At 65.9% G+C, this 18,785-nt stretch carries 16 protein-coding genes; 5 read left to right on the forward strand and 11 right to left on the reverse strand.

Annotation, left to right across the window (positions count from 1 at the left end; translation table 11 throughout):
- Positions 1–261 precede the first annotated feature (261 nt).
- Positions 262–813, reverse strand: coding sequence for a cysteine hydrolase family protein (locus ACK6AU_RS19610; protein WP_409300821.1), 552 nt, complete (start codon positions 811–813; stop codon positions 262–264).
- A 158-nt stretch (positions 814–971) separates the two neighbouring features.
- Between ACK6AU_RS19610 and ACK6AU_RS19615 the strand changes: the two genes are divergently transcribed.
- Positions 972–1,898 (forward strand): GlxA family transcriptional regulator, encoded by a 927-nt coding sequence (locus ACK6AU_RS19615; protein ID WP_409300857.1) that lies wholly within the window; start codon positions 972–974, stop codon positions 1,896–1,898.
- A 75-nt stretch (positions 1,899–1,973) separates the two neighbouring features.
- Here the strand turns inward: ACK6AU_RS19615 and ACK6AU_RS19620 are convergent, their stop codons facing one another.
- Positions 1,974–3,182 (reverse strand): MFS transporter, encoded by a 1,209-nt coding sequence (locus ACK6AU_RS19620; protein WP_409300823.1) that lies wholly within the window; start codon positions 3,180–3,182, stop codon positions 1,974–1,976.
- A 199-nt stretch (positions 3,183–3,381) separates the two neighbouring features.
- Here ACK6AU_RS19620 and ACK6AU_RS19625 point away from each other — a divergent pair, with 199 nt between their 5' ends.
- Positions 3,382–5,487: a mechanosensitive ion channel family protein gene (locus ACK6AU_RS19625; RefSeq protein ID WP_409300825.1), complete on the forward strand. Its 2,106-nt coding sequence runs from the start codon at positions 3,382–3,384 to the stop codon at positions 5,485–5,487.
- A 29-nt stretch (positions 5,488–5,516) separates the two neighbouring features.
- Here the strand turns inward: ACK6AU_RS19625 and ACK6AU_RS19630 are convergent, their stop codons facing one another.
- Positions 5,517–9,806, reverse strand: coding sequence for a DEAD/DEAH box helicase (locus tag ACK6AU_RS19630; RefSeq protein ID WP_409300827.1), 4,290 nt, complete (start codon positions 9,804–9,806; stop codon positions 5,517–5,519).
- A 284-nt stretch (positions 9,807–10,090) separates the two neighbouring features.
- Here ACK6AU_RS19630 and ACK6AU_RS19635 point away from each other — a divergent pair, with 284 nt between their 5' ends.
- Together ACK6AU_RS19635 and ACK6AU_RS19640 are read left to right on the forward strand one after the other, a co-directional pair.
- Positions 10,091–10,975: a sugar nucleotide-binding protein gene (locus tag ACK6AU_RS19635; protein WP_185698187.1), complete on the forward strand. Its 885-nt coding sequence runs from the start codon at positions 10,091–10,093 to the stop codon at positions 10,973–10,975.
- Positions 10,968–11,897: an NAD-dependent epimerase/dehydratase family protein gene (locus ACK6AU_RS19640; protein WP_185698188.1), complete on the forward strand. Its 930-nt coding sequence runs from the start codon at positions 10,968–10,970 to the stop codon at positions 11,895–11,897. The genes ACK6AU_RS19635 and ACK6AU_RS19640 overlap by 8 nt, the downstream gene beginning before the upstream one ends.
- Positions 11,898–11,954: 57 nt before the next feature.
- Here ACK6AU_RS19640 and ACK6AU_RS19645 read toward each other — a convergent pair whose 3' ends face one another.
- From ACK6AU_RS19645 to ACK6AU_RS19665, 5 genes are all read right to left on the reverse strand, one after another.
- Positions 11,955–12,653 carry an OmpW family protein gene (locus ACK6AU_RS19645; protein ID WP_185698189.1) on the reverse strand — a complete coding sequence of 233 codons (699 nt, stop codon included), beginning with the start codon at positions 12,651–12,653 and terminating at the stop codon, positions 11,955–11,957.
- Between the two features lie 185 nt (positions 12,654–12,838).
- Positions 12,839–13,372 (reverse strand): DUF3299 domain-containing protein, encoded by a 534-nt coding sequence (locus tag ACK6AU_RS19650; protein ID WP_185698190.1) that lies wholly within the window; start codon positions 13,370–13,372, stop codon positions 12,839–12,841.
- Between the two features lie 10 nt (positions 13,373–13,382).
- On the reverse strand, positions 13,383–14,648 hold the full coding sequence (locus tag ACK6AU_RS19655) for an ABC transporter permease (protein ID WP_409300830.1): 1,266 nt from the start codon (positions 14,646–14,648) through the stop codon (positions 13,383–13,385).
- Between the two features lies 1 nt (position 14,649).
- Positions 14,650–15,360 (reverse strand): ABC transporter ATP-binding protein, encoded by a 711-nt coding sequence (locus ACK6AU_RS19660; RefSeq protein ID WP_185698192.1) that lies wholly within the window; start codon positions 15,358–15,360, stop codon positions 14,650–14,652.
- A gap of 72 nt (positions 15,361–15,432) precedes the next feature.
- A complete protein-coding gene (locus ACK6AU_RS19665; protein ID WP_185698193.1) occupies positions 15,433–16,032 on the reverse strand; it encodes a DUF2796 domain-containing protein in 600 nt (199 codons plus the stop codon).
- Between the two features lie 136 nt (positions 16,033–16,168).
- On the opposite strand from ACK6AU_RS19665, the gene ACK6AU_RS19670 reads away from it, so the two are divergent.
- Complete coding sequence (locus tag ACK6AU_RS19670) at positions 16,169–16,531, forward strand: hypothetical protein (protein WP_409300833.1); 363 nt, start codon at positions 16,169–16,171, stop codon at positions 16,529–16,531.
- Between the two features lie 60 nt (positions 16,532–16,591).
- Here ACK6AU_RS19670 and trxA read toward each other — a convergent pair whose 3' ends face one another.
- The 3 genes from trxA to ACK6AU_RS19685 are packed head-to-tail and all read right to left on the reverse strand — an operon-like array spanning position 16,592 to position 18,661.
- A complete protein-coding gene (gene trxA, locus ACK6AU_RS19675) occupies positions 16,592–17,464 on the reverse strand; it encodes a thioredoxin (protein WP_185698195.1) in 873 nt (290 codons plus the stop codon).
- 31 nt (positions 17,465–17,495) lie between these two features.
- Complete coding sequence (locus ACK6AU_RS19680; protein ID WP_409300835.1) at positions 17,496–18,206, reverse strand: class I SAM-dependent methyltransferase; 711 nt, start codon at positions 18,204–18,206, stop codon at positions 17,496–17,498.
- On the reverse strand, positions 18,203–18,661 hold the full coding sequence (locus ACK6AU_RS19685; RefSeq protein WP_409300837.1) for a hypothetical protein: 459 nt from the start codon (positions 18,659–18,661) through the stop codon (positions 18,203–18,205). Before ACK6AU_RS19685 ends, ACK6AU_RS19680 begins: the two co-directional genes overlap by 4 nt.
- Positions 18,662–18,785 lie beyond the last annotated feature (124 nt).

The following is an 18,785-nucleotide window of genomic DNA, read 5'->3' on the forward strand; positions in this document are numbered from 1 at the left end:
TACTGAATAGCTGGCTTGTTTTTAATTCCATTTAATAGAATCGATTCATGGATTGTTAAATTAATTTTCTGTTTGATTAAACTTGTCACAACTAATGAAACTCATTCTCATGATTGCCTTCAAGTTGAGCGCCAGCTTGATCTTCGTTAGTTGAGCGACAGTTCAGCCAGTGCTGCCGTCTAGTTGTGCTGGGTAGCGTCCGTTACAGGTTGCCCATTGTCCCGGGCAACCTGCGAACGCACCGCTGGAACTTCGGGAGTGTCAGGCTGACGCCAGGAACTCATCGGTGCACAGGACCCTGGCATAGGCGAATGCCAGGGCCGCCATCACGGCGCTCTGCACCTGGGCCGCGGGCACCTGCCTGCCGTTGAACTCCAGGTCCAGGGTGGCGCAGGCGTCGTCGATCACCTGCACCGGGTAACCCAGGTCGGCGGCGGCCCGGGCGGTGCCTTCCACGCACATGTGGCTCATGTTGCCGACGATCACCAGTTCCTCGATGCCTTGCCGCTGGAGGATCGTTTGCAATTCGGTTTCGCGGAATGCGTTGACGTAGTGCTTGAGCACCACCGGTTCATCGCCCTGGTTGCGGACCTTGGCATGTAACTGAGCACCTTCCGAGCCAGGGGTGAAGAACGGCGCGTCGGCGGAGGCAAATTCGTGGCGAATGTGCACCACCGGCGCGGCTTTCTGGCGAAAGGCCCGGATCAGCCGAGCGGCGTTGTTGGCAGCGGCCTCGACCCCTACCAGCGGCCATTTGCCGCCGACGAAGTAGTCGTTCTGGATATCGATTACGATGAGTGCCTGTCTGGCCATGGGGTTGTCTCCAAGTGAGTGTTCGACCTGGGGCCCAGTATCGGCACGCAGCAGCGCTTCGAGGATTGGCCGCATCGACATAAACAGGGGGAAAACTGACAGTGGCTATTCAAGGCGCGGTCGCCGAGCTGGGCGTGCTGCTTTATCCGGGCGTGCAGATGGCCGCGGTGCATGGCCTGACCGACCTGTTCGCGGTGGCCAACCGGGTAGCCGGCGAGCAGCCCGGCGGGCACCTGCCGCTGCTGCGGGTCAGTCATTGGCAGGTGGATGCCGAGCAGGCTCCGGCGCGGGTATACGACAGCCTGCAAGGCGCTGGCGACGGGTTGCAGGCGCTGGTGATCCCACCGGCGCTGGCCGGTTTCTGCGCCAGCCAGGTCTCTGCGCCCCTGGTCCACTGGTTGCGCCAGCAGCATGCCGCCGGGGCGACCCTGGGGGGCGTCTGCGTGGGGTCGATCATGCTGGCCGAGAGCGGTTTGCTCGACGGGCGCAGCGCCACCACCCATTGGACCTCGGCCAAGGCCTTCGCGGCCCGTTATCCACAGGTGCGGCTCGAGGCCGAGCAGCCCATAGTCGACGATGGCGACCTGATCACCACTGCCGGCCTGATGGCCTGGGCCGAGCTGGGGCTGCGCCTGGTGGACCGTTTGATGGGGCCAGGAGTGGCCAGGGCCACGGCACGCTTTCTGGTGATGGAGCACAGCGACAGCGCCAGCCAGTGCGGCAGCAATTTCGCCCCGATCCTCAGCCACGGCGATGCGGCGATCCTCAAGTTGCAGCACTGGTTGCAGGCCAATGGCGCGGTGGATGTGTCGCTGGCGGCGATGGCGCAGCAGGCCGGTTTCGAAGAACGCACCCTGCTGCGGCGCTTTCGCGCGGCCACCGGGCTCAAGCCGACCCAGTACTGCCAGCACTTGCGAGTGGGCAAGGCGCGGGAAATGCTCGAGTTCACCAACGGCACCATCGATCACATCGCCTGGACCGTGGGTTACCAGGACCCGGCGACATTTCGCAGCCTGTTCAAGAAGATCACCGGGCTTGCGCCCAGCGAGTACCGCAATCGTTTCGGCGTCGGCCGCACCCCCTGAGCGCCGGACGGCTGGCCTTGCGACCGGGGGCAGCCAAACCACCATTCGGCTGCGCCCCGTTGCGCAAAACCTGCCTCAGTGACCCGTTGCGACCCGAGCGTTGCCGGTCGTTGCCGCGAAGGCCGGGTCCCGGCGATCCAGGCGACCGCTGAGGGCAGTCAGGCCCAGGGCCACCAGCACCACCAGCGCACCGATCCAGGCGGTATGGATCAACCCCAGTCGGGCGACGATCAGGCCGCCTAGCCAGGCGCCGCCGGCGATGCCCAGGTTGAACGCGGCGATGTTCAGGCCCGAGGCCACGTCCACCGCTTGCGGCGTGTGATGTTCGGCCTGGCGCACCACATAGACCTGCAGGCCGGGCACGTTGCCGAAGGCCACCGCACCCCACAGCAGCACGGTAAGCAGCGCCAGCCATGGGTTGCCGGCAGTGAAGGTGAGCAACAGCAGGACGCTGGCCAGCAGGGCGAAGATGATCTTCAGCGCGCCGATCGGGCCACGCCGGTCCGCCAGTTTGCCGCCCCAGATATTACCCACCGCCACCGACACGCCGTACACCAGCAGCACCAGGCTCACGGTGCTGGCGCTGAAGCCGGAAATCTCCTGGAGGATCGGCGCCAGGAAGGTGAAGGCGATGAACGAGCCACCGTAGCCAACCGCGGTCATGGCGTAGACCAGCAGCAGGCGTGGCTGTTTCAGTACTTGCAACTGCTGCAGCAGCGAGGCCGGGCGGCTGTGGGTAATCTTCTTCGGCACGTACAGCAGGCTGCCGACAAAGGCGATCACCCCCAGAGCGGAAACTGCGAGGAAGGTTTCGCGCCAGCCAAAGTGCTGGCCGATGAAGGTACCCAGGGGAACGCCGGTGACCAGGGCCACGGTCAGTCCGGTGAACATGATGGCGATGGCGCTGGCGGCTTTTTCCTTGGGCACGAGGCTGGTGGCGATGGTCGAACCGATGGAGAAGAACACCCCGTGGGCCAGGCCGGTGACGATTCGTGCCAGCACCAGGGATTCATAGCTGGGCGCGGTCCAGGCCAAGAGGTTGCCCAGGGTGAACAGCACCATCAGCGACAGCAGCAAGAGCTTGCGCGCAACCTTGCCGCTCAGGGCGGTGAGTACCGGGGCGCCGATGGCTACCCCGAGGGCGTAGAGGCTGACCAGCAGCCCGGCGGACGGCAAGCTGACCCCGAGGTCGGCACCGATGGTGGGTAACAAGCCGACGATGACGAATTCGGTCGTCCCGATGGCGAATGCGCTGAGGGTCAGCGCGAGCAAGGCAATGGGCATCACTGCGACTCCGGTTGAAGTTCAATGGCGCGCAGTGTCCGCTTTCGGTTCGTGCAGAAAAATACGGATATCGGCACAACATACTTGCCGCCAGGTCAAGGATCGCGGCGAATGAGCGGCCAGGGCCGGGCAATCCAGGCGAACTTGCCGGGCGTTTGTTGATCAGTTCCTTACAGACCCTGCTGAAGGAGCCCGCGTTGTGTTGAATCTCAAGACCGCGATTCTGCTCGGGGTGCTGCTCTTGCTGGGCAGCCGCGAGCTGGATGCCGCCCCCGCGCCGAGCGCCCCGGCCGAGACTCCGGCCAAGCCGGAACTGCTGGTCGAGGGTGGGTTGCTGGGCGCCATCAGTTCGAGCCTCGATGAGGTCCAGGACAAGCTCGACCTCAACCAGAACCTGCTCGATGCCTGGCGCCTGCGCGCCGATCGTGCGGCGGACGAGGTCGGGCGCCTGGTCAACCAGCCATCGGACCGTTCCGGCTGGGGCGTAGTCGGGGACTTCCTGGTGCTGTCCGGCACCTGGCTCGGCAGCTTCGTGCTGCTGACGCTGCTGGGAGGCTGGCTGGCCCGCCGTTTGGCGCGACAACGCTGGCTGCTGGCTCGCCCCCGTGGCCAGGCCTTGCTGGAATACCTTCTGCCCTACACCTTGCCGGCCCTGATCAGCCTGCCCCTGACGCTGTACGTCAGTCACTCGTTGTCCGGCTCCGTGGGACGGGCCCTGGCCTTGTGCCTGGCCTACGCCACCAGCAGCGGCATCGTCTCCACCAGCGTGTTGCTGTGCCTGATCGTACTGTTCAACGTGGGGCACAAGCGTCCGGCGGTCCGGGTGATCCGCCGCTACTGTCCCAAGCCGTTGTTCCTCATGGGCTTTCTCGCGGCCCTCAGCGATGCCTTGGCCAGCCCGCAGATCGCGCGCCAGCTGGGGGGCAACATCACCAGCAGCGTGGCGGTGGTCACCGGATTGCTGGCCACTCTGTTCTTCGCCGTGCTGGTGGTCCGCCTGCGCCGGCCGGTGGCGCAGTTGATCCGCAATCGCCCGCTGTCCCAGCGCCTCGGGCAGCCGGCGTTGCAGGAATCGCTGCGGATCTTTTCCGGGCTCTGGTACTGGCCGATCCTGCTGATGGCGCTGGTCTCGGCGGTCAACCTGATCGGTGCCGGCGAGGACAGCCAGGAAGCCCTGCGCTGTGCCTTGCTGACCACCGCGCTGCTGATCGCCACGGTGTTCCTCAGCACCTTGCTGCAGCACCTGTTCAAATCGCGCAGCGCCCAGTCGATCCAGCGCAGCAGCGCCTACAAGGAGCGCTTCCTCAGCCTGCTGCATGCATTGCTGCGTATCGTGATGGCCATTGCCTTCATCGAGCTCCTCGGGCGCATCTGGGGCATCTCGCTGTTCGAGTTCGCCCAGCGCAACAGTGTGGGTCGGGCCATCAGTGACTCGCTGAGCAGCATCGGCCTGATCTTCCTGGTGACCTGGCTGCTGTGGGTGGTGCTGGACACGGCGATCCAGGAAGCCTTGAAGCCGCCGGCCAACAAGCGTTCGGCCCGCCAGCCCAGCACCCGGGTCAAGACCATCCTGCCGCTGCTGCGCAACGCGATCAAAATCATCCTGGTGGTGATCTGTGCGATCACTACCATGGCCAACGTGGGGATCAACGTCGCACCACTGCTGGCCGGTGCCGGGGTGGTCGGCCTGGCCATCGGTTTCGGTTCCCAGCAACTGGTGCAGGACGTGATTACCGGCCTGTTCATCATCATCGAGGACACCTTGTCCATCGGTGACTGGGTCGTGCTGGATTCCGGCCACGCCGGGACGGTGGAGGGCCTGACCATCCGTACCCTGCGCTTGCGCGATGGCAAGGGTTTCGTGCATTCGGTGCCGTTCGGCCAGATCAAGGCGGTCACCAACCAGTCGCGGCAGTTCGCCTTCGCCTTCTTCTCGGTACAGTTCACCTACGACTCGGATGTCGACAAGGCCATCGAGCTGATCCGCGAGGCCGGTCGCTCCATCAGCGATGACCCATTCCTCAAGTACAGCCTGCAAGGCGGCCTGGACGTGTTCGGAGTGGACAAGATGGACCTCAACGGCGTGGTGCTGACGGCGCAGTTCCGCACGGTGTCCGGCGGCCAGTACGCGGTGACGCGGGCCTTCAACCAGCGTTTGAAGAAGCTTGTGGATAACTCCCCATGGGTGCATTTCGCCCAGACTTATCCACAACAGGTGATGCTGCCGGCGCGGCGGCCCCATGAAGACGACCCGGAGCAGGAGGAGTCGGCGCTGTTGTTGCCCGAGTCGCCCCGCGCGCAGTGATGCTGGCGGTCGCTGGCTTCTCGAGGTGGCTACAGGCGGTGCCGTACCAGCTTGTGGCGCAGGGCCTGGGCCTCCTCGGGGGCCAGATCCAGCCAGATATGCTGGACCCCGGCAATCTCGGCGGCGGCCGGCAGGCCATCGCGGTACACCAGGCGGTTGCCGCCCAGGGCCGGGACCTTGGGGCCGGGCAGCAGGGTCCCGGCGAGGTTCAGCGGGTCCACCCCGCACACCGCCACCAGGCTGCCGTCGTGAGGGCGGCGGCGTACTTCGCGCAGCAGCGGGATGGCTTCCGGCAAGGCGAATTGTTCCCCCGCCAGGCCGCTGACGAAACGCCCGCCACGGATTTGTCCGCGGGCTTCCAGGCGATGCAGGGTGCGCAGCAGTTCGCGCCAGCTGGGCAGCCAGTCGGCCTCGCGCTCCAGCAAACGCCAGAACACCACGCCATAGCGGCGCAGCAGGGTCATGGCCACGTGTTCCAGGGTGGCGCTCGGATCCTGGTTCGCCGAGCGCCGGAGCAGGGCCCAGCGCCCGGCGTCGTCCATGCCGCCGCTGAAGGCGCCGCGCCCGCGGCGGCTGCTGCGTTGTTGGCGCTTGCTCGCCGGAGTGATCAGGGCACGCAGGCCGGCGAAGCTGTCGGCGTTCACCAGCCCGGCCCCCACCAGTTCCTGCAGCACGCTTTCCAGTTCGCTACGCAGCAGGTGGCTTTCGTGCAGCAGTTCATCGAAGAACAGCGCACCTTGCTGGCCCAGCAGGGCCTGGACCTTTTGCGCCTTGGCCGACAGCTCGGCGCCGAGCGGGGTGGCCAGGCCGTTCCAGAGGGGGGCCTGGGCCCGCGGCAGGAGCACGATCGGTGTGCTGCGCAAAGCACCGTTGGCCGGTTTGCCGCTGGCGTTGATCCGGCTCCAGGCCACCTTGCCGCTGCGGCACAGCTCATCCAGCCAGTGGTTGGAGTAGTCCTTCAGGCGTGCCGGCAACAGGTCGCTGTCCCAGGCCGAGGCGGCCGCCGGATAACCTTCGAGCTGGCCCACCACCTCGGCCAGCATGGCGCTGCCCTGGCCCCGGGTGTCCGCTGACAGGCGCTGCCAGTCGAACAGGAAACGCATGAAGTCCTGCAGCGCCACAGGCTCGATTTCCCGGCGCAGGTGCTTGACCGTGTAGCGATGGATCCGTGCCAGCAGATGACGTTCGCACCACTGCTGCGCATCGCTTCCGGGGCTGAAGTGGCCACGCAGCACGTAACCCTCGGTTTCGAGCCGGGCCAGGGCCCGGGTCACTTGTTCCTCGGGCAGGCCCAGGGGCGTGGCGACCTGCTCCAGGGTCAGTGGCGCGAAACCGCTGAGCCGGGCGCGGATCACTTCCACCAAGGCCTCCTCCGGCTCCCAGGCCGGGGCGAAACCCGCTATCGGCAGCAACGGCGGTTGCAGCGACGCTTGTGGATAAAGGGCCTGCAGGCAAGCGATGCGCTCCACCGCCAGCCACAACCGGGGGCCGCTGGCCGCCTGCAAGCGACAGGCGCGCCCCTGGATGGCCAATGCCTGCAACCACTCGATCCACCCGGGGTTGGCCTTCGCCTCGGCGTCGTCGATGCAGGCCAGGCTCATCAGGGCCTCGTGCATTTCGTCGGTGCCGGCGGGAGTCGGCCAGGCTTCTTCGGCCACTGCGGCGATGGCGCCGGGGTCCAGGGCGCCCAGGTCGTCGCTGGCGGTAGGGTCGCTCCAGCGCCGGGCCAGCACCGCCTGGGTACGGCGTTCCTCCAGGGGCGCATCGTCGAGGAAGGTATAGGGCTTGGCGCTGAGGATCTCCGCCGCCAGTGGCGAGGGCGCCGGCAGGTCACGGCTGAGCAGGCGCACCTGGCCTTGTTCCATGCGCCGCAGCAGTTGCAGCCAGCCCGCGCTGTCCATGGCTTCGTGCAGACAGTCGTCCAGGGTTTGCTCCACCAGCGGGTGATCGGGAATCTGCCGTTCGCCGGCGAGGTTCTCCAGGCAGGCGATCTGGTCGGGAAACACACTGGCGATCAGGTCTTCGCTCTTCATTCGCTGGATCTGCGGCGCCACTTTGCGTCCGCCGCTGTAGCGTGGCAGGGCCAGGGCCACCCCGGCATTCCAGCGCCAGCGCACGCCGAACAGCGGGGCATCGAGCAGGGCCTGGACCAGGATGTGCTCGGCGCTGTTGCTGTGCAGGTAGCGCCACACTTCATCCAGGGCGAAGCTGTGGCTGGTGGACAGCGACAGGACGATGGCGTCTTCGCTGGCCGCGGCCTGCAGCTCGAAATTGAAGGTGCGGCAGAAGCGTTTGCGCAGGGCCAGGCCCCAGGCACGGTTGATGCGGCTGCCGAAGGGACTGTGGATGACGAGCTGGGTGCCGCCGGACTCATCGAAGAAGCGCTCCATGATCAAGGTGTCCTGGGACGGCAGGGCGCCCAGGGCCTGGCGGGCCGGCGCCAGGTATTCCACCAGCTGTTCGGCGCAGGCCTGGCTCAGGCCCGGTTCCTGTCGCAGCCAGTCGATGGCCGCTTGCAGCTGGCCTGGGGCGGCGCCCAGTAGTTGATCCAGGCGGGCCAGCAGGCGCGCTACGGCTGCCGACAATTCGGCGCTGCGCCCAGGCGCCTCGCCGAGCCAGAACGGCAGGCTCGGTGGCTGGCCGGGAGCGTCCTCGACCCGTACCTTGCCGGTTTCCACCCGCAGGATGCGGTAGGCGTTATTGCCCAGCTGGAACACGTCGCCGGCATGGCTCTCCACGGCGAAGTCCTCGTTGACGCTGCCGATGTTCAGGCCCTGGGGTTCGAGCAGCACGCTGTAGTCGGCGTTGTCGGGAATGGTGCCGCCGCTGGTGACCGCAGTCAGCCTGGCGCCGCGGCGCCCGCGCAGGGTCCGGGCCAGGGCGTCGCGATGCAGGTAGGCGCTGCGCAGGCCCTGGCGGCCATTGAAGCCTTCGGTGAGCATCCGCAGCAGCGCCTGGTAGTGCTGCAGGTCAAGCCCGGCATAGGGGCTGGCGCGGCGCACCAGCTCCAGCAGCGCTTCTTCCGACCACTCCTGGCAGCTGACTTCGGCGACGATCTGCTGGGCCAGCACATCCAGCGGCGCCTTGGGGATCGACAGGGCGTCCAGCTCGCCCCGGCGCACGCAATCGAGCAGGGCGGTGCATTCGATCAGGTCGTCGCGGGTCAGGGCGAACAAGCGGCCCTTGGGGGTGCCGCCAACCTGGTGCCCGGAACGCCCGACCCGTTGCAAAAAAGCCGAGATCGAGCCCGGCGAGCCGATCTGGCAGACCAGGTCGACGTCGCCGATGTCGATGCCCAGTTCCAGGGACGCGGTGGTCACCAGCACTTGCAACTCGCCGGCCTTGAGCCGTTGTTCGGCGGCCAGGCGTTGTTCCTTGGCCAGGCTGCCATGGTGGGCGGCCACCGCCTGGCGTCCCAGGCGCTCGCTCAAGTAGCGACTCAAGCGCTCGGCCAGGCGCCGAGTGTTGACGAATATCAGGGTGGTGCGATGGTCCCGGGCGAGGCTGGCCAGGCGGTCGTACACCAGGCCCCAGACATCGGTGGACATCACCGCCGACAGCGGCACGGGTGGCACCTCGATGTCCAGGTCCCGGGGCCGGGAGTGGCCGATATCGACGATCTTGCAGGGCCGGTCGCGTCCGGCCAGGAAGCGCGATACCGCCTCGATGGGTTTCTGCGTGGCGGACAGGCCGATGCGGAGCAAGGGCGCGCGGCACAACGCCTGCAAGCGCTCCAGGCTCAGGGCCAGGTGGCTGCCGCGCTTGCTGCCGGCCAGGGCGTGGATTTCATCGACGATCACCGTCCGGGTGCTGGCCAGCATCCGACGTCCCGAGTCCGAGCCCAGCAGCACGTAAAGCGATTCGGGAGTGGTGACGAGGATCTGCGGCGCATTCCGTCGCATGGCGTTGCGCTCTTTCTGCGGGGTGTCGCCAGTGCGCACGGCAGTACGGATGGTCAACTCCGGCAGGCCCATCAGGCGCAGCTGCTCGGTGATCCCGGCCAGGGGTTGCTGGAGGTTGACCTGGATATCGTTGCTCAGGGCCTTGAGCGGCGAGACGTAGACCACCAGGGTGGCGTCCGGCAGCTCGCCGCCCGCGGCCAGGCCCTGGCGCACCAGGTCGTCGAGTACGGCGAGAAAGGCCGTCAGGGTCTTGCCCGAGCCGGTGGGGGCGGCGATCAGCGTCGAGCGCCGCTGGGCGATCAGCGGCCAGGCTTGGGCCTGGGCCGTGGTCACGGCGGCGAAGGTACGCTGGAACCAGGCACGGACGGCTGGATGGAAAGCGTCCAGTGGCAGGTTCGCGGATTCGGCAAGGTTCATGGCTGACGTTATGCGGCCGCCCGGGGCAACTTGCAAGCGCCCGCCTGGCGGCTACCGGCCCCTTTTGTCCGATACGGTGCCGACCACCGCCTGGCCCGGGGGCTTGGCGGCGACCTGGCCCGCGCCAGTGGCTACGCTCGAGGGGAGGGGGAGCGCACTTTCTCAGTGACGGTTGCGCCACAAACCCGCAAAATGCAACGATTCCGGCAATACCCGGCGGCTTGGCTCCCCGGGAATTGACCAATCCAAACCAACGTTCCGAACACACTGGGCCTGCTGACTCTATGCGAATGCGCCTTATGTTACTGGGCGGCGGAAATGCCCTTGGGCAGGCGCTGATTCGCCTGGGTGCGGAGGAAGACATCAGCTTCCTCGCGCCCCGTCCGCCGCAAGACGGTTGGGACGCCGCGAGCCTCACGCAATTGCTCGACGACACCCGTCCGGATGCCTTGATCAACCTGGCCTACTACTTCGACTGGTTCCAGGCGGAGACGGTGAGCGAGGCGCGCCTGGCTGGCCAGGAGCGAGCGGTCGAGCGACTGGCCGAACTCTGCCAGCACCACAACATCATCCTGGTGCAACCTTCGAGCTACCGGGTATTCGACGGCTCGCGGGCCACCGCCTACAGCGAGAAGGACGAGCCCGTTCCCCTGGGCCTGCATGGCCAGGCGTTGTGGCGGATCGAGCAGAGCGTGCGTGCCACTTGCCCGCAGCATGTGCTGCTGCGTTTCGGCTGGCTGCTCGATGACAGCGCCGAGGGCATTCTCGGGCGTTTCCTGGCCCGGGCCGAGTCGGCGCAGGAACTGCTCATGGCGGATGATCGCCGGGGTAATCCGACGCCGGTGGATGACGCCGCGCGAGTGATCATCTCGGTGCTCAAGCAACTCGACTGTGCCGCGCCGTTGTGGGGCACCTACCACTACGCTGGCCAGGAAGCGACCACGCCCCTGGCCCTGGGCCAGGCGGTACTCGGCGAGGCGCGACAGCTGCACCCGCTGGCTGTCGAGGCGCCCACTGCCCAGGCCCACGCGGCGTTCGCCGATGCCGCCGAAGAACCGCAGCACGCGGTACTGGCCTGCAAGAAAATTCTTCACACTTTCGGGATCAAGCCGCGCGCCTGGCGTGCCGCGCTCCCGGCTTTACTGGATAGGTTCTATCGCCATGGCTGACGGCTTTGTATTGATCACCGGCGGCGCTGGGTTCATCGGTTCGAACCTGGCCGATGCGCTGCTCGCCAAGGGTTACTCGGTGCGTGTGCTGGACGACTTGTCCACAGGCAAGCCAGCCAACCTGCCGCTGGATAATCCGCGTGTCGAGCTGATCGAAGGGGATGTCGCCGATGCCGCCCTGGTGAATCGGGTCATGCAAGGTTGCAGCGCCGTGGTCCACCTGGCGGCGGTGGCGTCGGTGCAGGCCTCGGTGGACGATCCGGTACAGACCCACCAGAGCAACTTCATTGGCACCCTGAACGTTTGCGAGGCCATGCGCGAGCAGGGCGTGAAACGGGTGTTGTTCGCCTCCAGCGCGGCGGTCTACGGCAATAACGGCGAAGGCCAGTCCATCGACGAAGATACGCCCAAGGCACCGCTGACCCCCTATGCCAGCGACAAGCTGGCCAGCGAACACTACCTGGATTTCTATCGGCGCCAACACGGCCTGGAGCCGGCGATCTTCCGCTTCTTCAATATCTTCGGTCCACGCCAGGATCCTTCGTCGCCATACTCCGGGGTGATCAGCATTTTCTGCGAGCGGGCCCAGAAGGGGCTGCCGATCACGGTATTCGGCGATGGCGAACAGACCCGGGACTTCGTCTATATCGGTGACCTGGTGGAAGTGCTGGTACAAGCCATCGAGGCTCCTCGACTGGAAGAGGGCGCGGTCAACGTTGGCTTGAACCAGGCGACCACGCTCAAGCAACTGCTGGCAGCCCTGGGCGAGGTTGTGGGCGAGCTGCCCCCCATCAGTCATGGCCCTGCCCGTTCCGGCGACATTCGTCATTCGCGGGCCAGTAACCAGCGTCTGCTGCAGCGCTTCCGCTTTCCCGAGCCCACGCCGATGAGCGTCGGCCTGGCCCGCCTGTTGGGTCGCTGACGTTTTTCCGGACACGAAAAAGGCGCCTCGAGGGCGCCTTTTTCATGGGGCTTGGGCTTAGAACTTGTAGCCCAGGCCCACCATGTAGACCCAAGGGTCGACGTCGACGTTGACCTTGGCGCGAGTGCCAGCGGCCAGGGCATTGTTGTCCACATAGGCCCGGGTATCGATATCGATGTAGCGCACCTGGGCGTTGAGCATGATGTTGTCGGTCAGCATGTAGTCGGCACCGACCTGCCAGGCCAGGCCCCAGGAGTTCTTGGCGCGGAAGTTGTCGAAACCTGCCGCCTGGGCACGGCTGCCTACGTGTTCGTCATAGATCCAGGTGTAGTTGATACCGGCACCGACATAAGGTTGGAATGCCGACTTATGGTCCAGTGGGTAGTACACCACGCTCAAGGTCGGTGGCAGGTGCTTGAGGGTACCGAGCTTGCCATTGGCCGGGGCCAGGGAGGTGTCTTTGATTTTCACGTCATGTTCGAACGGGGTGGCGGCCAGCAGTTCGATACCGACGTTGTTGGTCACCATGTACGCGAAGTTCAGGCCCAGCTGGGTATCGCTGCTCATGGTCGCCTTGCCGCCCAGGTTGGCGCCGGCCAGGGGGCCGCTGTCGACCTTGACGTCGGAACTGTTGGCTTTCGGGTTGACGGTGATCGCACCGGCACGAACGATGATGTCACCGGCCTCGTGGGCGTTGGCGATCGGGGCGGCGAGTGCGAGCGCAACCAGGGAGGCGCTAAGCAGGGACTTATGCATGGGAGCTCCAAAGGACGATTCAAATTGGCTATGTCCAATGGTAAGGATCGTCAAGTTGATCACCTTGACTCAGCTCAATGAAATCGCGAACCCACCGCTCCGGTGCTGAACTATTCTTCTGTCCCGCACTCTTTTGCCCTCGATTTCCGGGGCGCGAGGTTCGCAAGGTTCCCCGTGATCGACGCTCACTCTTGCAGTTCGTAGACGTAGATCTTCTGCGCCGCCATCTGGTAACCGGCATCTGCCAGCTCGCTGGTTGAAGGCTTGACCTGCATGTCGCCCTCGACCCAGTAGGGTTGGTAGAGCTCGTCGAGCTTCACCCCGACCTCGCTGGTGACATGGACGATCTGGTTCGACGGTGGCGGCGGTACGTGGATGCACGCGCCGAAATACGGCACCAGCAGGAAGTCGGTGGTGCGGCCTTCCTCGCTCACTTCCAGGGGCACGATGTAGCCGGGCAGGCGCACCGACTGGCCATCGAGGCTCTGGACCACCGGGGCATCGGGCAGCTCCTGCTTGGCCGCCGGCGCCGACTCGGCCGACAGCGCATCGCTCATCTGCGACAGGTCGTGCAGGGGCTTCATGTTCGGCACCTCGGCTGGAGCTCCGGCCGGGATCATTTCCGACCAGGTCAGCTCCCGCGCAGCTGCGGCCCAGGAGACCGGGCTGGCCAGCAGCGACAGGACGAACAGGGAGTGAAGCAGGCGTTGAATCTTCATGGATCGATGCTCACAAACGGATCGACAGGCCATCGGCCAGGGACTGCCGGTAGGCGCGCCAGGCCGGCACGCTGCCCATCAGCAGCGCGGCAACCAGGATACCGCCGAGCAGCGTCCACTCATACGGGCTGGGCCAGGACAGCGGCAGGTACAGGCCGTAGTTCGATTGCACGTAGCCCTGGGCCAGGGCGATGCCCAGGTACAGCAGCGCCAGCCCGGCCATGACCCCCGCCAGGGCCAGGGCGAAGGCCTCCAGTACCAGCAGGGTCGCGATATGCCAGGGGCGGGCACCCACCGAACGCAGGATGGCCATTTCCCGACGGCGCTCGTTGAGGCTGGTGAGGATCGCCGTGAGCATGCCGATCAGGCCGGTGAGGACCACGAATAGCGAGACCACGAACAAGGCCTTCTCGGCAGTGCCCATCAGGCTCCAGAGTTCCTGCAGGGCCACGCCGGGAAGAATCGCCAGCATCGGTTCGCCGCGGAACTCATTGATCTCGCGCTGCAGGGCGAAGGTCGAGATCTTGCTGTTCAGGCCCAGCATGAAAGCGGTGATGGCCTGGGGCGTCAGGTCCATGTTGCGCGCCTGGTCGGCGCTGATCCGACCCGCGCCACGGGCCGGCACGCCGTTGTGCCAGTCGATGTGGATCGCCTCCATGCCACCCAGGCTGATGTGCAGGGTACGGTCCACCGGGGTGCCGGTGCGCTTGAGGATACCGACCACGGTGAAGGGCTTGTCATCGTGCTTGACCAGGCTGATGGCCGCCACGCCATGGGCCAGTACCAGTTGGTCCCCCAGTTTGTAGTGCAGCGCCTCGGCGACTTCCGCTCCCAGCACCACCTCGAATGGATCGCTGGCGAAGGCCCGGCCCACGGCCAGCTGCAGGTTCTGCTGGTGGCCGTACTGGTAGTGCTGGAAGTAGGCCTCGGTGGTGCCCATCACTCGGTAGCCGCGATGGGAGTCGCCCAGGGAAATCGGGATCGCCCATTTCACCTTGGGATTGCTGGCGAAGTGCTCGAAGCTGTCCCAGCGGATGTTGTTGGTGGCGTTGCCGATCCGGAACACCGAATACAAGAGCAGGTTCACCGAGCCGGAGCGGGCGCCGACGATCAGGTCGGTACCGCTGATGGTGCTGGCGAAGCTGGCGCGGGCTTCGGTGCGCACCCGTTCCACCGCCAATAGCAGGCAGACCGACAGGGCGATGGCGAACACGGTGAGGAACGCGGTGAAGCGACGGTTAGCCAGGCTGGCCATGGCTAGGCGGAACAGATACATCTCAGACCTCGGCAGGCTTGGCGGCGCGATTGAGTTCGGCCAGCGACAGGTGACGATCGAACAGCGGCGCCAGGCTCTGGTCGTGGCTGACGAACAGCAAGCTGGCACCGGCTTCGCGGCACTCACTGAACAGCAACTGGATGAAGGCCTCGCGGGCGTCCTGGTCCAGCGCCGACGTGGGTTCGTCGGCGATCACCAGCTCCGGTTGGCCGATCAATGCCCTAGCCGCCGCGACCCGCTGTTGCTGGCCGATGGACAGTGAGTCGGCGCGGCGGCCGAGCAGGTCGGGGGCCTTCAGGCCCAGGTGGGCCAGCAGGGTCGCGGCAGCCTGGTCGACGCTACCGTGGCGCTGCACGGCGCGGCTGGCTCGCAGCTTGGAGAAATGACAGGGCAGCTCGACGTTCTCGCGTACCGAGAGGAAGGGCAGCAGGTTGAACTGCTGGAAGATGTAGCCGGTGTGGTCGACGCGAAAGCGATCGCGGGCACCGGCGGACAACTCGCCCAGCTCCTGGCCCAGCAGGCGGATACTGCCCTGGGTGGGTTTCTGCACCCCGCCCAGCAAGCCCAGCAGGGTGGTCTTGCCGCTGCCGCTGGGCCCCTTGAGGAACAGGGTTTCACCGGTTTGCAAGGCGAAGGCGGGGATGTCCAGCAACGGGGGCTGGCCGGGCCAGTTGAAGCCCAGGTCGGACAGTTCGATGAGTGCTTGGGTCATGTCGGGCCGATGATCAGCGAATGAATGTCGGCTCCTGCCGTGTCCGGGCCACGGCTGGAGCAAGGCGTGGCCTCAGAACTTCAGGGTGGCGGCCTTGGCGGTGGCCTCGACCCCTTGCTGGCCGCTTGGCGAAATCAGTTGTACCTGGATTTTCTGGGTGGCGGGGAAAGTCTTGAAGACCTGCCCCAGGTCGAGGTTCTTCAAGGCCTCGGGCTTGGCACAGGCGAAGCGGTAGTGGGCGTGGATCTCACTGTGTTCGTGGTGATGTTCATGGCCAGCGGCGCCTTCGTCGTCATCGTCGTGGTCGGCCATGGCTGGCTGGTCGCCGAACAAGGGACTTTCCAGCTCCTGGCTGGCCACGCTGCAGTTGGCGGCCGTGGGCAGGCTGAACAGTGCCAGGGGTTGCTCCAGTTGCTTGCGGGCGGCGCTGATCTTGGCCTTGTCGGCGTCGCTGCCTGGAGCATGCTCGAAGCCCACCAGGTTCATCGCCGGGCTTTCCAGTTCCAGCTCCAGGGCTTGGCCATCGAGCACCGCATTCAACCGGGCCACGCCATGTTCATGGGCGCCTAGGCTGCCGTGTTCATGCTCGTGTTCGTGGTCATGGGCTTGCGCGATCTGGGTAGCGGCCAGTGGCAACAGGGCGAACGGCAGGGCGAGTAGCAGGCGGCGCATGGCAAGTCTCCGGGACGCAAGTGAAATAAATGTTATGTAATCTTATAACGCTATCGGTGGCAGAGTTTGACCGCCTGCTTGGCGTTGCGCAAGACGCGTGGGAGCATGCTCGTCAGAAATTTTCGGGAGCACAGCGATGTTGCGGATTCGTGGAAGCATCGGCGACTTGCCGGTGGATTTGACCCTGGAGCTGGACGCAGGCGACTGGGCCCAGTTGGCAGGACAGTTGGGGGCACAGTTGCAGGCCGCTCAACCGGCCCAGCCAGCGTCCGCCGCAGTAGCCAGCAAACCGCCGGGCCAGGACGACACCTTGTGGCAGACCGCCCAGGAACTGCTGCGCCAGGCCGGCCAGCTCAGCGGGCCGGAGTTGCTGGAACAGCTGGAGGGTCTGGCCGGTAGTGCGGCGGCGGGCAAGCGGTTGTTGGTGCGCCTGCGCCACTGCGCCCGGGTCAAGGTCGTCAGCGGCGCGGATACGCCGATCTATAGCTGGGTATCGTGAGGGGCTGAAGGCGGGCCAGCGCTGCCCAGCGTGTCCTGTGGCAGGCCGGCCCCGGAGAGATCAGTACAGCGCGGCGAACAGCTTGCGCCGGTAGGTGGTCACTAATGGATGGTCGTTGCCCAGCAGGTCGAAGACTTGCAGCAAGGTCTTGTGGGCGATGCCTTCGTTGTAGCTGCGGTTGCGCATGAACAGCTTGAGCAGGGCGTCCAGGGCCGCCTCGTACTGCTGGCGGGACAGCTGCTGGATCGCCAGCTGGTACGCCGCCTCGTCGTCCTGGGGATCCTTGGCCAGGCGCGCCTTCAGGTCGGCGGCATCCGGCAGGGACGCCGCCTGCTTGAGGAACGTGATCTGTGCCTTGGCGCCGGCCAGGGCCGCCTTGTGTTCATCGCTCTTGACCGCATCGAGCACGGTCTGGGCCTCGTCCAGTTCACCGCGTTCGGCCAGGCAGCGGGCGTAGAGGATCAGGGCCTTGGCCTGGGTGTTGTCTTCGCCCAGCAGGACTTTCAAGGTGGCTTCGGCGTCGGCGATGCGGCCTTCGGCGAACAGCGCCTCGGCCAGTTCCATGGGGTCGTCGGCCTTGGGTGGCGGCATCTGTACATGGGGTTCGAGCATGGCGCGGACCGCCGATTCCGGCTGGGCGCCGGCAAAGCCATCCACCGGCTGGCCGTCCTTGAACAGCACCACGGTCGGCAGGCTGCGAATGCCGAAGCGGGCGACAATGTCCTGCTCGATATCGCAGTTGACCTTGGCCAGCAGCAGTTCGCCCTGATAGCTCTCGGCGATCTGCTGCAACATCGGCATCAGTGCCTTGCACGGCGCGCACCACTCGGCCCAGAAGTCCACCAGGACCGGCTTGTGGAAGGAGTTTTCGATTACCGACTGGTCGAAATCGGCGGTGCGGGCATCGAAGATGTACGGCGTGTCCTGACTCATGGGGTCTCTCGAATAAGCGGGAATGGCGTCACTATAAAGCTTGCCCGGGGGAGATCGCCATCGCCGGTGCCGCCATGCTGGCGCTCGCGGGGCGCTGTGCGTGATACAAGCTCACGTTGCGAAATTCCCAGGGTTCGGCCAGGTCGGGCAGGGTCAGGGCCTTGAGCATTTCCAGGCGCTGGTACAAGGGATGCTGGAAGTCCCTGACCCGTGAGTCCGCCACCAGGGCCTGCTGGCCACGGCTGAGGAATTCGTCCAGCAGCGGCAGGTTGGCACGGTCGTAGAGCACATCGGCCACCAGGATCAGGTCGAAGCGATCGGCCTCGCTGAAGAAGTCGGCGCTGTAGCCCAATTCCACCCCATTGAGCTCGGCGTTGGCCCGGCAGGCGGCCAGGGCCAGGGGGGCGAGATCGCAGGCCACCACCTCCAGCGCCCCGGCCCTGGCTGCGGCGATCGCCGCCACGCCGGAGCCCGCGCCGAAGTCCAGCACGCGCTTGCCGCGCACCCAATGCGGGTGTTCGGCCAGGTAGCGAGCCAGGGCCAGGCCGCTGGCCCAGCAGAAGCTCCAGTAGGGCGGGTCGTGGAGGATGCGCCGGGTTTCTTCGGGGGTGAAGGCACGGTCCATGTTGCGATCATCGAGCAGCCACAGTCGCAGTTCGGTCTCGGGCAGCTCGCAAGCCACCAGTTGCGCGTCCCCCAGCAGTCCGCCGAGTGCCGCTTGCAGTTCGAGCGGTGGTGTCATGGGGCTTTGACGAATTGCAGTTGGCCCAGGGCCTGGGTGGTGGGCTGGTCGATGCGTTGTGCCGGCAGGTGCAGGATCAACTGCCCGGACTGGCTGGCGCGGCCTCGCAGTTCGACCCGGGCGCCCGCGGGGAAGGCCTCGGGGGCGAAGCGCAGGCGAAACGGCAGGACCCGGTCGGTGCCGGTCAGGTTGCTGCTGGCCAGCAGGCGCTGGGGGCGGCCGCGTTCATCGATCACCAGCAGCGCCAGCTCGACGTTGGCCCCGGCTGGCACGCCATTGAGGTTACCGCTCAACTCCCGCTGGTAGGCCGGGAGGGGGCCGAGGTCTACCGGTTCCTGGGTGTTCTGCACGGCCTGGGGCTTGGCGGGAGTGTTGGCCGCGGGTTTCGGCGCATCGCTGCTGCAGGCGACCAGGAGGCTGACGAGGCTGAGCAAAACGAGCGGTCTGAGGGGCATTTGAAGCTCCAACGAGGCAGATTTCCATGTGCGAAACATAATAGTCGGTCTGTATACCGCAAAGGCTATGGCTTGTCTTGCCAGTGGGATGCGCTACCATGGCCCTCCCTTTTTTTGTTGCCTG

Source organism: Pseudomonas sp. KCJK8993 (assembly GCF_046230915.1).
GTDB lineage: Bacteria > Pseudomonadota > Gammaproteobacteria > Pseudomonadales > Pseudomonadaceae > Aquipseudomonas > Aquipseudomonas piscis.

Bases quoted from the DNA above. Each gene is read 5' to 3' on its own strand.
- ACK6AU_RS19610 (WP_409300821.1), bottom strand. From the start codon at position 813: ATGGCCAGACAGGCACTCATCGTAATCGATATCCAGAACGACTACTTC.
- ACK6AU_RS19615 (WP_409300857.1), top strand. From the start codon at position 972: ATGGCCGCGGTGCATGGCCTGACCGACCTGTTCGCGGTGGCCAACCGG.
- ACK6AU_RS19620 (WP_409300823.1), bottom strand. From the start codon at position 3,182: ATGCCCATTGCCTTGCTCGCGCTGACCCTCAGCGCATTCGCCATCGGG.
- ACK6AU_RS19630 (WP_409300827.1), bottom strand. From the start codon at position 9,806: ATGAACCTTGCCGAATCCGCGAACCTGCCACTGGACGCTTTCCATCCA.
- ACK6AU_RS19635 (WP_185698187.1), top strand. From the start codon at position 10,091: ATGCGAATGCGCCTTATGTTACTGGGCGGCGGAAATGCCCTTGGGCAG.
- ACK6AU_RS19640 (WP_185698188.1), top strand. From the start codon at position 10,968: ATGGCTGACGGCTTTGTATTGATCACCGGCGGCGCTGGGTTCATCGGT.
- ACK6AU_RS19645 (WP_185698189.1), bottom strand. From the start codon at position 12,653: ATGCATAAGTCCCTGCTTAGCGCCTCCCTGGTTGCGCTCGCACTCGCC.
- ACK6AU_RS19650 (WP_185698190.1), bottom strand. From the start codon at position 13,372: ATGAAGATTCAACGCCTGCTTCACTCCCTGTTCGTCCTGTCGCTGCTG.
- ACK6AU_RS19655 (WP_409300830.1), bottom strand. From the start codon at position 14,648: ATGTATCTGTTCCGCCTAGCCATGGCCAGCCTGGCTAACCGTCGCTTC.
- ACK6AU_RS19660 (WP_185698192.1), bottom strand. From the start codon at position 15,360: ATGACCCAAGCACTCATCGAACTGTCCGACCTGGGCTTCAACTGGCCC.
- ACK6AU_RS19665 (WP_185698193.1), bottom strand. From the start codon at position 16,032: ATGCGCCGCCTGCTACTCGCCCTGCCGTTCGCCCTGTTGCCACTGGCC.
- ACK6AU_RS19670 (WP_409300833.1), top strand. From the start codon at position 16,169: ATGTTGCGGATTCGTGGAAGCATCGGCGACTTGCCGGTGGATTTGACC.
- trxA (WP_185698195.1), bottom strand. From the start codon at position 17,464: ATGAGTCAGGACACGCCGTACATCTTCGATGCCCGCACCGCCGATTTC.
- ACK6AU_RS19680 (WP_409300835.1), bottom strand. From the start codon at position 18,206: ATGACACCACCGCTCGAACTGCAAGCGGCACTCGGCGGACTGCTGGGG.
- ACK6AU_RS19685 (WP_409300837.1), bottom strand. From the start codon at position 18,661: ATGCCCCTCAGACCGCTCGTTTTGCTCAGCCTCGTCAGCCTCCTGGTC.